Source organism: Streptococcus pneumoniae (assembly GCA_040719455.1).
In the GTDB taxonomy this organism is placed as follows: domain Bacteria; phylum Bacillota; class Bacilli; order Lactobacillales; family Streptococcaceae; genus Streptococcus; species Streptococcus pneumoniae_G.
In genome coordinates, this window is sequence record JBFDTN010000001.1 from 877,598 (window position 1) to 889,845 (window position 12,248).

Consider the following 12,248-nt stretch of genomic DNA (forward strand, 5'->3'; position numbering starts at 1 on the left):
AACACGCGCAAACAATTGACAAGTGTTCAAAACAAGTGTATAATATAATTAAAGATAAGGAAAGGAGATAGCTAATGACCACAAGGCGAGAACTTGAAAAATTAGCAAAAGCTAAGGGGTTCTATCCAACGGATAAAGGTAAAGGGTCGCACACACTTTGGGAGCATGAAGACGGGCGGACAATTCTCATCAGTAACCCAAAACAGAAAGACTACAAGCCTAAAACCTTAAACAACGTTCTTAAAGTCCTAAATGGGAAATAGGGGGTAAATCCTACCCCTACTCTTTTAGAGTGGTCGTTAGCGAACTATCAGATCATGAAATACACTTACCTAGCACTTTTTGAAGTGGATAAAGAAAACGGCGGATATACAATTACTTTCCCAGACTTCCATGGAGCAATCAGCGAGGCAGACACGCTAAACGAGGCTATCTATAATGCCCGTGAAGTGCTTGAAATCTATACAATCATGTTTGAAGACGAGGGCAAGGCTTTTCCAGCCCCTTCTAGCTTTAAGGCATTAGCTGGGGAGCTCTCTAGTGATGAGGACATCTTGCAGGCCATTTCAGTAGATACCGAGCTTGTCCGTGAGCGTGAACGGTCTAGAGTGGTCAACAAGACTGTTACGCTACCAAGCTGGCTTGTGGAAGTTGGGAAAGAAAACAAAATCAATTTCAGCCAGTTATTACAAAAAGCAATCCGTGAAGAATTGCAGGTATAACTAACCTTTAGAAGCAACGGAGGTAGCGAGATGTTAGTTACTTATCCAGCCTTATTTTATTATGACGATACTCAAAGATGACGAAGAATTAAAAATGACTTATGCCCCAGAAAAATCTTTTATTTCTCTTGTAATGGTCAATGTTGCAGAGTATCTAGGAAGTCAAGAGCCAATCAAAAAGACCCTCACTATCCCACGTTGGGCGGATAAGTTAGGGCGTGAGTTAGGCTTGAACTTCTCTCAAACACTCACCGAAGCAATCGCTGATAAAAAATTACAAGCCTAGCCACGCGCTAGCTTTTCGGACACAGTGAAATTTGGTATAATATACTTATCAGCAATCAAAAAAAGCCTACTTGGCTTCCAATGTCATTAAGCTAAGAGTTTAAAATAGATACCAACTATTCCAACATGTAGCTATTTCGCTTACATTTGGAGTAGTTTTTGTCCGTTCAGAGAATTTTGGGCGCACAAAAAGAACTGCTCCTACTCCCTTTTTTCACCGATTTATGGTACTCTATAAGTGAAACTAACAGCAGCTTGAGTTTTTATCTTTCTTGGGAATTGCCGATTGGGGCGAATAATAGATAAATGCTTGGCAATGAAGGTTTCTAACTGGAAGGAAGTGATCACTCCCCTTAAAAATCGTAAGCAAGCATAAGAGGCGTCTGAAAAGCATATCTGATAATCGTAACGACTTTTAGGCTTATGGATAGCGATAAGGGAAGTTAGCCATTGGCAGAAATTGAAATCGATGAAGCGTGCAAAGATTTCTTGGAGAATCCCTTCCTTTTTTTTCGCGTGAAAATGAACGAGTCCCATACTGTATTTAAGATCACGAAAACGAGTCTCTATGCTCCATCTACTGGCATAGAGCTCTTTTAATGTTGAAGGCGGATAGTCCGTGTTTGTCACGAGGGTTTCATATTGTCCTTTGGCAATCTCTATACGCACAATGCGAAAGTCAAGCCGATAACAAATGGTTGGCTCCTTTTTATGATTATACTTTGGTAAGAAGTCAAAGGTAACGTTACTGGGTAAAAAGCGAAACTGATTTGGCAAGTCTTGATAGACTTGTTTCATCTCCTTCGTTTGCTTCCGACAAAGATTTAAATGAATGGTTTCATCAAAGCACGGTGTGTCTGGGAGTATCAATCTAGACTTGATGGATTGACGCCCATCTCGAATCCGGATAATGTAGAACCACCCCCTTTCTTGACAATGGGCCATCACATGATAGGCTTCATATCCTCTGTCCAGAATAACGAGTGCTTGTTCGAAAGGGAGAGTTCTCCATCATGTTCAGAAAAGCAGCACGTTCATCTTGGTCTCGTTTGTCTTGAATCAGAAGGTCATGATATATTCCATTCGTTATATCATATAGAGCATTGATGTGAATCAAGTTATAAGGCGTACTCTCTGGGCTATTTTGGACAAGGGTTCCTGAGTCCAATCGATTTCTAGGGATACAGACATCGCTCCCATCAACAGCTAGTATCGGGAGGGCGTTAGATAGGCTATCGCCTCCCATTGCCAGCAGGGCATAGAGCATGGTCTTCAAATCAAGAGGACTAGTACGACTAAACGCTGTAGCGGGATGATGAATAAAGTCTTGAGAATGTGACACAATAGAAGAGATACAATCCAATAAGTGATGTTTAACCTGCTTCAATTTCATAAGAATCACCTCTTTTTCTTTTAGTGTAGCACAAAAAAAGAACCTACTACTCAAATTTCGAGTAATAGATTCTTTAACTTAATGACATTGACTTGGCTTCTACTTTTGCACTCTTAATAATACGGGCAAGCGTTGCGAAAATGATTGCGACATATAAAAATTTATGATAAATGTTGAAAACTATATCATCATGAAAAAGCTTGATATGACTGAGTTTTCGAATTATCTAAATCTATACATAATATAAATTGTAATAAATACGGTCTCAAATAATGATCAAGAATGGTTCTCAGAACCATTCTTTTTTATCCTCTAAAAAACACTTGCAGTGACAACTACAAGCGTTCAAAAATGATTTAGTTTCTAAAGGCATCCAGCATGACTTGGAATTCTTCATTTGACAGGGTAATGCCTTTGCCCATCTTGGTATGGTCAGGACTCCACGTACGAATATCGTACTTAGCAGCAGCACCATTAAAGCTTACGCGATTTAACTCCTTGGTCCAGCCTTTTTCATTTTCTGATAAAACGAGGAGATGTTCCTCAATTTCGAATTTAAAATCTGCCATTTTATTCTCCTTTTCATTTTCTTTCCTGATTTATTCGTAAACATTTTACATTTCCAATCAGTTTTTATATAATATATTGTAACAAGTTATGGAGAATTTAGCTATGAAAAAATTTCTCAAGATGATTTTACACAGGGCACATGAGTTTGTCAGCGATCAAGAACCGATAAAAGAAAGCTCCATTGAGCAAACGGATATTTTGCGTGTCATTCGGATCGCTCTGCAAAGAAAATCAGGTATTCATGTCATTTTTTCTGATAAGAGTTTTACGGGAGATATTGTCAAGTACGATGAAGAGCGCCAGCAATTGATTGTCAAGAATTTCAAAAAAAATATTTCAACCATTATTCGAATTGCAGATATTAAGCGAATTCGCTTGGTGCCAGATACGATTAGCCAAGCACAGAAAAGAGCCGATTCTTAGAACGGCTCTTTTTTGTTTGATTAAGCACGAATGGTTTGGCTAGTGCCATCTTCCTTGTAGAGATTGATAAGCCCCTCTTTTCGACTTCGCACCATATCTCCAGGGCAAACTGCAGTCGGCATAGCGATGGTTAAAAGCTCCATTGGATTGGGCGCACGGTCAATCTTATTGCCCTTAGCGTCATGCAAATCCGTAATAACAGCATCAAAATGGCGGAAACCTGGACCATAAAACTCAACTTGATCTCCTTCGTTGATGACATTTCTTTGGCGAATGGTTGCTACTTGCTTGTCCGCATCGTAAGATACCACTTCTGCGACAAACTTGTATTCTGGAATTTTCCGGCGAGCGCCAAACAACTGCTCATTTTCAGATGGAATTCCATAGTAAAATCCTGTTGCCAATTCACGCTGGGCAACTTTCCACATCTCATCCACCAAGTCTTGCTTGATAGACTCAAATTTTTCTGGACTCTCTAAGTAAGCATCCACAGCTGCCTTGTAACAATTTGAGACGGTAGAAACATAGTGAATGGACTTCATCCGTCCTTCAATTTTTAAGCTATCAACTCCATTTTCAATCATATCTGGAATATGGTCAATCATACTCATATCAACCGCACTCATGGAAAATTCTTCTGGAATTTCACCTTTTAGGCTCTTACGTTCTTGTCCAAAGGGCATATCGTATAAATCGTATTTCCAGCGGCAAGACTGAGAGCAACCGCCACGGTTGGCATCACGCAAGCTCATGTGGTTGGATAAGGTACAGCGTCCTGAATAGGAAATGCACATCGCTCCGTGAACAAAGGCTTCAATTTCCACATCAGTATTGCGACGAATTTCAGCTAATTCTTCCATGGAAACTTCACGCGCCAAGACAACACGGGTCAAGCCCAACTCTTTCCAAAATTCCAAGGTTTCATAGTTGGTTGCACTAGCCTGTGTTGATAAATGGACTTCAAGCTCTGGGGCTTCAGTACAAGCAATCGCAATCAAGGCAGGGTCTGATACAATCACTGCTGCAATCCCAATATCTCTCAATTTTCGGAACCACTCACCAGCTCCAACTTCATTGCCCTCATGGGTGACCATGTTGGCTGCGACATAGACCTTAGCTCCATGTTCGCGTGCGAACTGGATTCCCTCTTCCATCTCTTCAAAGGTGAAATTTCCCGCGCGGCTCCGCAATCCATAGGCTTGTCCACCAATATAAACTGCATCCGCTCCATAACGAATGGCGACTTTTAACTTCTCTAAAGTACCAGCAGGTGCTAAGACCTCTGGACGTTTCAATGTTTTTGTCATCATATCCTCCTATTTGCAATATAAAAGTTTGATGTTTCCCTTTCATTGTATAGTAAAAATTGGTCAAAATCAAGATAAAGTCAAGTGTTTTCACAATTCTAATTTTCAGATTATTTCACTTTACGAAAAAAATCGGCTATCTGCCGATTTTTAACTTTATTGAACCTTGTCTGGGGCAAATTCGTAAAAGCCTGTATCAAGGAAACGATTTTTAGGATGTAATTGATGGATTTTTTCATCAAACAAAAAGGATTGGTTAGCTGTAAATTCACCTTTTTCTAACAAGTTTCTAGCTTCGACAAAAAGAGCGGCAATGGCTACGAAATTCTCCCCTGGTGTGTAGAGACCTTCTAATTTCCAATGGGTGAAGCCATGTTCGACCAATTCATCGAGCTTTGTCATCATATCAAGATCATTGTTAGCAAAAATGTGCGTGCCATGATTGTCCTCAAAAATCGAATAGTGACTCTCTGGATCTCCCGGCTCTGCTAAAAACAAATCTCTCTCACGGCTCTTTTCATCGTCAATCTTTGTAAAATTGTAGTAATTTTGCAATAGAGGCCGCTTAGAATGATGAATGACACTAGCTCCATAAACAAGGATTTCAGCAGGAATTTCTAAAATCTCTTCCATTTGAAAAAGCTCAGCCGAAGGGATTTCACGCGCTAAAACAGCTTCACTAGCTCCTGCCTTTTCTCCCCAAAAGTTAATCTGACGGCTGCTAGCCACCATCGTTGACGCATCATAAATCGTTTTAAACGAATAACCATCTCGCTTCAACACATAAAAAACACCCGCATCGCCCACTGTAATGTAGTCTGTTTGAATTTCTTCTAAGAAATCAAGAAAGGGCTTGATACGGTTCATCATATCTTGGTGCATGAGGGCATTGACAGCCACTGTCAACTCCTTACCCGCTCCGTGAACGACCTCTGCAATCTCTCTTAACTCCTCATAAGAGAAGGTATGTGGCAACCGAAGGCCAAAATCCTTTTCCCCCACATAAATGCGGTCCACACCTAATTCTACCAATGCTTTTGCTTGTGCAAGGCTCTCAGCCGTTGCTGTAATGATAATTTTTTCCATACTTAAAAGTATAGCACTTTTCGATTCCTCTTTCCAACTTTTTTTGAAAAAGAGACTTATTTCTTTTGTAACATTTTTGTAACATACTTTATCTCCAAAACATGGTAAAATAGTAAAGTATCGTAAGGAGAGAGTATGAACGCTAGAAGATTTCAGTCCCAAGAAGCGGACTACCAGTACGAGTATGATGAGATAAAACAAGAACAAACCTCCCTCTATGAAGAGTATTCCCCAGAAGCAGAACTAAGTCCAGATTTAAAAGAATTACTATTTTTTGTAAACATCGCTGTTTTTTGTGTATTAACAGCTCTCTTTAGTTTTCTCTTTTTATCATTGAAGTTCAATGCTTTTCTGGCTTTTGCTTGTGCCATGGGAGCGAGTTTAGGCTTGTTAAAAACCTACCAAACGATCCAAGAACACTATAAAAAACAGGAGGAGTAGCCACAACTACTCCTCTTATTTCTATTTACCAAGCATAATTGGGTTCTTCACAAACCACCATAGCTTCTAGTAATTCCTCTGGAGTAATTTTTTGCAGTCCTCCATAGATCGGATCCTGCACACTTTCCAAAGGATCAACATAGTAAATCGCAGCAATGTCCTTGCCATCAGCTGTTAGTTCATAGCCTGTTCCAATGACATTGTGTTCCCCCTTATGGCCAGGGTAAACTTTAGCAATTTCCATGGTATAGTACATAGGATAACCATCATCAATATTTTTCTTGAGACGTTCTTTAAAAAGACGCATGTCGTCTGAGCTGCTATCGCTTGAACTCACCTTAGCAAGACGATAGCCTGCCTGACCTTCTTTGGGAATTTCATAGCCAAATAAATGCTTGTTCAATATCTGAACAGCATTTTTATTATGCGTTCCAAAGGAATCATCGGTCTCCATCTCTTCTGCCAGCTGCTCTTGCGATACTTGAATCCCTTGACTCTCTAATATCATACTCACAGTCGTTGGAGCACAGGTGTACCATTTTCGTTGCACCTGCATGGGCACTTCCAAGCACCGTTTGAGAGAAGTCAGCTGACTTGTCGCTTCTTGTGATGTCTCTTTCATAGAAGAGCTGGGCTGACTTGCTTCTTTCTCGCTTGTTTCTACAAGCGATGAAACAGTAACATTCATCGTCTCCTTCTCACTACTTTTTTTGATGATTTCAGAGGACGAAGATAAGGATTTTTCTTGATTTTTTTGACTACAAGCACTCAAGACAAAGCTTGTCAAAATAATCATTCCTAGTGTTTTTATCTTCATAAATCACCTCTTTTTATAAAGCGTTTACATTTGTTGTAAGAATAATAAGGCTCTCGCCTTATTATTCTTCGTCTAAATCAATTTCGATGACAATCTCTTCATCCGCTGCATCATCAACTACATCAACGGTTTCTTCCTTAACAGTGGATACAATGTCTTGATCATTGAGTTTACCTTTGATTTCTTCAAACTTATCTTGTGAGAAATCAATAACCTGTTTGGTTGTTTCTTTGACAGATTCCAAGATTGTTTCTCCTGTAATCTCCCCATTTTCAACCTTTTCTTTAGTTTCAGAGATTGTACTTGCTGCTTGGTTTGAAAATTCTGTCCATGTATCGACGGCTTGTACCTTAAAATCTTCTGGATTTTCCTTAACATCATTGACAAAATCTACGACTTTAGCGGTTACTTCTTTTCCTTTTTTACTGGTCAAAAAAGCTGCCGCTGCTGCTCCTGAAATCGTCCCTAAAAGGATAGAGGATAATTTTCCCATATGCTCAACCTACTTTCTTATTTTTTCTTTTTAAAAACTTTGGAAGCCATGCGAAAGGCGGATAATCCTGCACTTGCTTTCAAACTATTTTTCCCGGCTACGGTAGCTTTCTGACTCAAATGACGGGCAGAAGTGTTCAATTCTGATACTGACTCAGAAAGGTCTGCTACTGCGGTAAAGAGAGGATCAATGGTTGCCACCTTGCCGTTAATATCATCTGCCAAGACATTAACCTTAGCTAGCAATTCATTGGTTTGGTACAAGGTAACATTGACATCACTGGTCAAGACTTGAACCGTTTTTTCTGCTTCCTCGACCACATGTCCGATTTTCTTCACCAATAAAATCACATAGATAATCAAGGCAACTAAGGCAACTGCGACTAAACTATAAGCAATTTCTAACATATATTCTCCAATTCTATTCGTAATAAGGGGTATCTTGTTTGCGATGTTGGTAGATAGTAAGGGCAAGACCTATCACGATTAAAATCGCTGATAACCACTGAGACACACGCAATCCACCAAGCATCAGACTATCTGTCCTCATCCCCTCAATCATCATCCGACCAATCCCATACCAAATGAGGTAAAAAGCGGTAACATCTCCACGTTTCAAGAAATGAGGACGTCTGCGCAAGACCATAATCAAGGCAAAACCAAGCAGATTCCACAGAGATTCATATAAAAAGGTTGGCTGGCGGTACTGACCATCAATATACATCTGATTGCGGATAAAACTTGGTAAATAATCCAGATTCTTCACAATAGCACCGTAAGCTTCCTGATTAAAGAAATTCCCCCAGCGTCCCAAACTTTGGGCAATCATGACACCTGGAGCTGCAATATCCAAAAAATCCAAAGGATTGATGAGCTTGCGCTGCGAAAAGACATACAAGACCAAAGCTCCTGTCAAAAGCCCACCATAGATGGCAATTCCACCATTCCAAATCTCAATAATCTCGCCCAAATGCTGGCTGTAATAATCCCAGCTAAAGACTACATAATAGAGCCTTGCTCCCACTAAAGATAAGGGAAAAGCAAGCAGGATAAAATCCAAGACATCATCTGGAAAAATATTCTTGCGTGGCGCTTCTTTGCGAGCCAGATAAACCGCCACTAAGAGACCTGTGATGATACAAATGGCATACCAACGAATGCTCAAGGGACCGAACTGAATCGCTATCGGATCAATCATTCTTTCACCTCATTTTCGCGAATCAAATTTGTCAAGCGCTCTTCAAAGGTCTTGGTCGCATCAAATCCCATTTCTTTGGCACGGAAATTCATGGCTGCCGCTTCAATCACGACAGAGATATTCCGCCCTGTTTTAACAGGAATACGAATGCGAGGAATGGATACACCGGACACTTCAAACTCTTCGGCGTTATTGCCCAAACGGTCAAATGTTTTGGTTGTATCGTAGTTTTCCAAGTAAACAGCCAGCTGAACTTGAGAAGAATCCTTGACCGCACTTGCTCCGTAAAGGCTCATAACATCAATAATCCCCACGCCACGGATTTCTAACAAGTGTTTGAGAATTTCAGCAGGTTCTCCCCACAAGGTAGATTCATCCTTGGCATAGATATCCACACGATCATCAGCGACCAAGCGATGACCACGCTTGACAAGCTCTAATCCTGTCTCGCTCTTTCCAATACCGCTATCTCCCTGAATCAAGACCCCCATGCCATAAATATCCATCAGAACTCCATGAATGCTGGTCCTTGTTGCCAAGCGTGAATCCAAGTAAGCTGAGATTTCCCCTGACAAGCGACTCGTTGGCACATGACTACTCACGATTGGCACACGCTTTTCCTTAGCTGCTTCAAGCATTTCCTCAGGAATCTCTAAATTGCGCGCCACAATCATCATCGGCGTTTCTTCCTGCAACATTTTAAGCAACACTTGATAACGATTATGAGAAGTCATCTTGGTGAGGTAGGACCACTCCTTCATCCCCATGAGCTGAATCCGCTCAGGAGTATAATAATCAAAATACCCCGTCATCTCAAGCCCCGGACGGGCAATATCAGATGTGGTAATTTCTTTTTCCAACATTTCCTCGTCTCCATAGACCAAGGTTAAACGGACTTTTTTTAGTAAATCTTTGACTTTTACGCTCATACTTCCCCCTTTTTCTTCTCTTTCCATTATAGCAAATTTTTTAGATTTCGTATGCCAAAAGCCCTGTTTATGGACTGAAAAAAGAAAAAGCAGGAGATTTCAAAGATACTCCTTTGAAATCCTACCTGCTTTAATCAGCCATATCGTCTAATTTTTTCAAATAATAAATCATAGCCCAAATGGATAAGCTTAACACAACTATGAAAACAAGCACTGTCAAAACATAGCCCATATGCTCTGGTAGATGATAAATCATGATGGTTGCAAAAATAGCAATAGCCATATAAGCACAAAATGCAAGCATGGCCAACAGCATCTTAAGGGTGTTATTGCCACGGTTAAAGAGCTCTGTGACATTGGACCAATTGGTCACCATGTGCTTCTTATCCCACTGATAGCCCCAAGCACTCCATCCTAGGGAGGTTATAACCCAAACTACTACCATTAAGAACGTTATGGAAAGAGGCAAGCCCATAAAGAGACAGAATATCAAAAGTAAGATAAGCGGAACGATAGATTGTAAAAGAGTCAGATACCAGAATTTTAAGCGCATATAGCGTTTCATATCAATCGGTAAGACCTTTAAATAATCATAATTTTCACGTTCAAGTGACAAACCAATAGCGGTCAGATTTGCTCCTCCAACACTCACACTAGCAATAAAAACTGTTAATAAGATAAAGGTCACCCCATAACGCAAAGAAAAGAAGGAAGTAAACAGCTCAGGATGCCGCACATCTCCAGATATAAGCACAGGGAGACAGAACATGTAAGCTAGTAAACTCGGCATCAAGACGGACTGTAAAAATACAGATCCATCACTAATGAGATTGAGCTGGTAACGCCAGACAAAATTTGGAAAATCCTTGACACTGCCGAGCGATAAAGCCTTGCTACGTTTGACTTTATTGACAATGGAAGTCGTCTTTACTGCTGCCTCATAAAATTCTGGTAATACTTTCTTATAAATCACAAAGCCTAATAAGGCAGTCACCAAAAGCCAAGCACCGATTCCTAGAAGTGAGTCTTTAGAAAATGGGGCTACTCCAAAATCATGAAAAGGTTTCATAAATGGGAAGTAACTGCTACTATCCACTATCGTTCCATCTTCACTAATCCTGCTATTTCCCATATTTGCTAGTATAATGGCTCCAAAACCAACGAGACTGGCAATCGCAATAAAAAGGTTTGATAAGATTTTCTTATACTGACGAAAAATGCTGGTCTTGGTCACAAAATGCACACCCACTAAAAGCAAGAAGGACAAATTAACAAAAATCAGAGCACTAGATAGAAGGACAATTAGAATCGAAAGCCAAATGGGATTACCTGCTTGAAGCTGAAGTCCGATGATGTAAGCCACAATCGGAAAGACCCCTATCAAGCAGGGAAGTAAGACCGAAATGCCTTTTCCAAGCATAATCTCTGCTTCACTAAAAGCGTAGGGACGATAGGCTTGCAAATCTTTGCTCTCATAAAAGACATTGTAGAAGGATAAAAATCCTTGTGAAAAAATATAGAGGAAAAACATACCAATCAGATTTGTAAAAATACCTGGAAACTCTGGCAGAGGAAAGACCACCGCCTGCATCCCAAACAAGAAGAGATAGAGAATCCCTACACTTCCATAGGTCAAAATTAGCCTTTTTGCTACATTGAGAGGTTTAGTTGGATTTTTTGCTTGTTTTCTCCGATATTGGGCAAGGTTAGAAGGCGGTACAGAGTAGAGAATATTGATTCTTGTTAGGGTTTTAATAGCTTTCAGACGCATCTTCGCTCACCTCTTCTCTTCGACCTGCTAAATCCAGATAAATCGTTTCTAAAGATTTTTCTGGATGTTGACCTTTTAGTTCCTGAATCGTGCCAAAAAAGATGAGCTCTCCTTTTTTCAAAATAGCGATACGATCACACAGTTGCTCAGCGACTTCTAAGACATGGGTTGAAAAAAGGACGGTATTTCCCTTATCCGCATGCTCACGCATCATCTGCTTGAGATCAAAGGCTGCCTGCGGATCTAGCCCAGTCAACGGCTCATCCAAGACCCAAATATCAGGATCTGACAAGAGTGCTCCGATGACAAAGACTTTTTGACGCATCCCGTGAGAAAAAGACTCAATCACTTCATATCGATGACTTGCAAAATCAAACAAATCTAGCAAGCTTTCTAAACGACCTTGGAATTCCACTGTTTCCATATCGTAAGCTGTCGCCACCAACTCCCAAAATTCATTTGCCGTCAAACGCAAGAATAAATCCGGAGAATCTGCTACATAACCAATTTTTTGCTTAATCGCCAACCGATTTTCCGAGAGTTCGTCTCCATCGACAAAGATCTGTCCCCTTGTTGGATTGATGACACTGACCAGCGACTTAATCGTCGTGGACTTACCTGCCCCATTGTGACCAATCAAGCCGACAATCTCTCCACTGTTAATGGTCAAATTGAGCTGATTGAGCGCAATCTTATCGTCATATACCTTGGTTACATCCTTAAATTCAATCATCTGAATTCTCCTTTTCTATTTTTCACTTGCTTTCCTTCATCAAACAGGAAAACAACCAATGGCTCTTATGCTAGAACTATC

At 40.4% G+C, this 12,248-nt stretch carries 14 protein-coding genes and 2 pseudogenes; 5 read left to right on the forward strand and 11 right to left on the reverse strand.

Annotation, left to right across the window (positions count from 1 at the left end; translation table 11 throughout):
* Positions 1-74 precede the first annotated feature (74 nt).
* From AB1I63_04195 to AB1I63_04205, 3 genes and pseudogenes are all read left to right on the forward strand, one after another.
* Positions 75-263: a type II toxin-antitoxin system HicA family toxin gene (locus AB1I63_04195; GenBank protein MEW4354087.1), complete on the forward strand. Its 189-nt coding sequence runs from the start codon at positions 75-77 to the stop codon at positions 261-263.
* 54 nt (positions 264-317) lie between these two features.
* Positions 318-722 (forward strand): type II toxin-antitoxin system HicB family antitoxin, encoded by a 405-nt coding sequence (locus AB1I63_04200; GenBank protein ID MEW4354088.1) that lies wholly within the window; start codon positions 318-320, stop codon positions 720-722.
* Between the two features lie 73 nt (positions 723-795).
* Positions 796-1,008: pseudogene (locus AB1I63_04205) on the forward strand (type II toxin-antitoxin system HicB family antitoxin).
* A gap of 221 nt (positions 1,009-1,229) precedes the next feature.
* On the opposite strand, the pseudogene AB1I63_04210 reads toward AB1I63_04205, so the two are convergent.
* Positions 1,230-2,400 (reverse strand): annotated as a pseudogene (locus AB1I63_04210) (IS4 family transposase).
* Positions 2,401-2,756: 356 nt separating this feature from the next.
* Positions 2,757-2,969 carry a YdbC family protein gene (locus AB1I63_04215; GenBank protein MEW4354089.1) on the reverse strand — a complete coding sequence of 71 codons (213 nt, stop codon included), beginning with the start codon at positions 2,967-2,969 and terminating at the stop codon, positions 2,757-2,759.
* An 88-nt stretch (positions 2,970-3,057) separates the two neighbouring features.
* On the opposite strand from AB1I63_04215, the gene AB1I63_04220 reads away from it, so the two are divergent.
* The gene (locus tag AB1I63_04220) at positions 3,058-3,393 is read left to right on the forward strand and encodes a hypothetical protein (protein MEW4354090.1); all 336 of its coding nucleotides are present in this window, start codon (positions 3,058-3,060) and stop codon (positions 3,391-3,393) included.
* Positions 3,394-3,413: 20 nt separating this feature from the next.
* Here the strand turns inward: AB1I63_04220 and AB1I63_04225 are convergent, their stop codons facing one another.
* Both AB1I63_04225 and AB1I63_04230 read right to left on the reverse strand, forming a co-directional pair.
* Positions 3,414-4,700: a U32 family peptidase gene (locus tag AB1I63_04225; GenBank protein ID MEW4354091.1), complete on the reverse strand. Its 1,287-nt coding sequence runs from the start codon at positions 4,698-4,700 to the stop codon at positions 3,414-3,416.
* A gap of 156 nt (positions 4,701-4,856) precedes the next feature.
* The gene (locus AB1I63_04230) at positions 4,857-5,786 is read right to left on the reverse strand and encodes a peptidase U32 family protein (protein MEW4354092.1); all 930 of its coding nucleotides are present in this window, start codon (positions 5,784-5,786) and stop codon (positions 4,857-4,859) included.
* A gap of 135 nt (positions 5,787-5,921) precedes the next feature.
* Here AB1I63_04230 and AB1I63_04235 point away from each other — a divergent pair, with 135 nt between their 5' ends.
* Entirely contained in the window at positions 5,922-6,227 is a 306-nt protein-coding gene (locus AB1I63_04235; GenBank protein MEW4354093.1) for a DUF3270 family protein, read from the forward strand.
* A 25-nt stretch (positions 6,228-6,252) separates the two neighbouring features.
* Here the strand turns inward: AB1I63_04235 and AB1I63_04240 are convergent, their stop codons facing one another.
* The 7 genes from AB1I63_04240 to AB1I63_04270 all read right to left on the reverse strand — a co-directional run bounded on the left by AB1I63_04240 (position 6,253) and on the right by AB1I63_04270 (position 12,167).
* Positions 6,253-7,044, reverse strand: a complete 792-nt coding sequence (locus tag AB1I63_04240) for a C39 family peptidase (protein MEW4354094.1) — start codon at positions 7,042-7,044, stop codon at positions 6,253-6,255.
* 61 nt (positions 7,045-7,105) lie between these two features.
* The gene (locus AB1I63_04245; GenBank protein MEW4354095.1) at positions 7,106-7,537 is read right to left on the reverse strand and encodes a YtxH domain-containing protein; all 432 of its coding nucleotides are present in this window, start codon (positions 7,535-7,537) and stop codon (positions 7,106-7,108) included.
* Positions 7,538-7,554: 17 nt separating this feature from the next.
* Entirely contained in the window at positions 7,555-7,944 is a 390-nt protein-coding gene (locus AB1I63_04250) for a DUF948 domain-containing protein (GenBank protein ID MEW4354096.1), read from the reverse strand.
* A gap of 13 nt (positions 7,945-7,957) precedes the next feature.
* Positions 7,958-8,734, reverse strand: coding sequence for a prolipoprotein diacylglyceryl transferase (gene lgt, locus AB1I63_04255; protein MEW4354097.1), 777 nt, complete (start codon positions 8,732-8,734; stop codon positions 7,958-7,960).
* Complete coding sequence (gene hprK / locus AB1I63_04260) at positions 8,731-9,663, reverse strand: HPr(Ser) kinase/phosphatase (protein ID MEW4354098.1); 933 nt, start codon at positions 9,661-9,663, stop codon at positions 8,731-8,733. Before hprK ends, lgt begins: the two co-directional genes overlap by 4 nt.
* 130 nt (positions 9,664-9,793) lie before the next feature.
* Complete coding sequence (locus tag AB1I63_04265) at positions 9,794-11,434, reverse strand: hypothetical protein (protein ID MEW4354099.1); 1,641 nt, start codon at positions 11,432-11,434, stop codon at positions 9,794-9,796.
* A complete protein-coding gene (locus AB1I63_04270; protein MEW4354100.1) occupies positions 11,415-12,167 on the reverse strand; it encodes an ABC transporter ATP-binding protein in 753 nt (250 codons plus the stop codon). The genes AB1I63_04265 and AB1I63_04270 overlap by 20 nt, the downstream gene beginning before the upstream one ends.
* Positions 12,168-12,248 lie beyond the last annotated feature (81 nt).

What these genes read in the sequence shown, in the direction of transcription:
- AB1I63_04195 (MEW4354087.1), top strand. Translation starts at nt 75, where the DNA reads ATGACCACAAGGCGAGAACTTGAAAAATTAGCAAAAGCTAAGGGGTTC.
- AB1I63_04200 (MEW4354088.1), top strand. Translation starts at nt 318, where the DNA reads ATGAAATACACTTACCTAGCACTTTTTGAAGTGGATAAAGAAAACGGC.
- AB1I63_04215 (MEW4354089.1), bottom strand. Translation starts at nt 2,969, where the DNA reads ATGGCAGATTTTAAATTCGAAATTGAGGAACATCTCCTCGTTTTATCA.
- AB1I63_04220 (MEW4354090.1), top strand. Translation starts at nt 3,058, where the DNA reads ATGGAGAATTTAGCTATGAAAAAATTTCTCAAGATGATTTTACACAGG.
- AB1I63_04225 (MEW4354091.1), bottom strand. Translation starts at nt 4,700, where the DNA reads ATGACAAAAACATTGAAACGTCCAGAGGTCTTAGCACCTGCTGGTACT.
- AB1I63_04230 (MEW4354092.1), bottom strand. Translation starts at nt 5,786, where the DNA reads ATGGAAAAAATTATCATTACAGCAACGGCTGAGAGCCTTGCACAAGCA.
- AB1I63_04235 (MEW4354093.1), top strand. Translation starts at nt 5,922, where the DNA reads ATGAACGCTAGAAGATTTCAGTCCCAAGAAGCGGACTACCAGTACGAG.
- AB1I63_04240 (MEW4354094.1), bottom strand. Translation starts at nt 7,044, where the DNA reads ATGAAGATAAAAACACTAGGAATGATTATTTTGACAAGCTTTGTCTTG.
- AB1I63_04245 (MEW4354095.1), bottom strand. Translation starts at nt 7,537, where the DNA reads ATGGGAAAATTATCCTCTATCCTTTTAGGGACGATTTCAGGAGCAGCA.
- AB1I63_04250 (MEW4354096.1), bottom strand. Translation starts at nt 7,944, where the DNA reads ATGTTAGAAATTGCTTATAGTTTAGTCGCAGTTGCCTTAGTTGCCTTG.
- lgt (MEW4354097.1), bottom strand. Translation starts at nt 8,734, where the DNA reads ATGATTGATCCGATAGCGATTCAGTTCGGTCCCTTGAGCATTCGTTGG.
- hprK (MEW4354098.1), bottom strand. Translation starts at nt 9,663, where the DNA reads ATGAGCGTAAAAGTCAAAGATTTACTAAAAAAAGTCCGTTTAACCTTG.
- AB1I63_04265 (MEW4354099.1), bottom strand. Translation starts at nt 11,434, where the DNA reads ATGCGTCTGAAAGCTATTAAAACCCTAACAAGAATCAATATTCTCTAC.
- AB1I63_04270 (MEW4354100.1), bottom strand. Translation starts at nt 12,167, where the DNA reads ATGATTGAATTTAAGGATGTAACCAAGGTATATGACGATAAGATTGCG.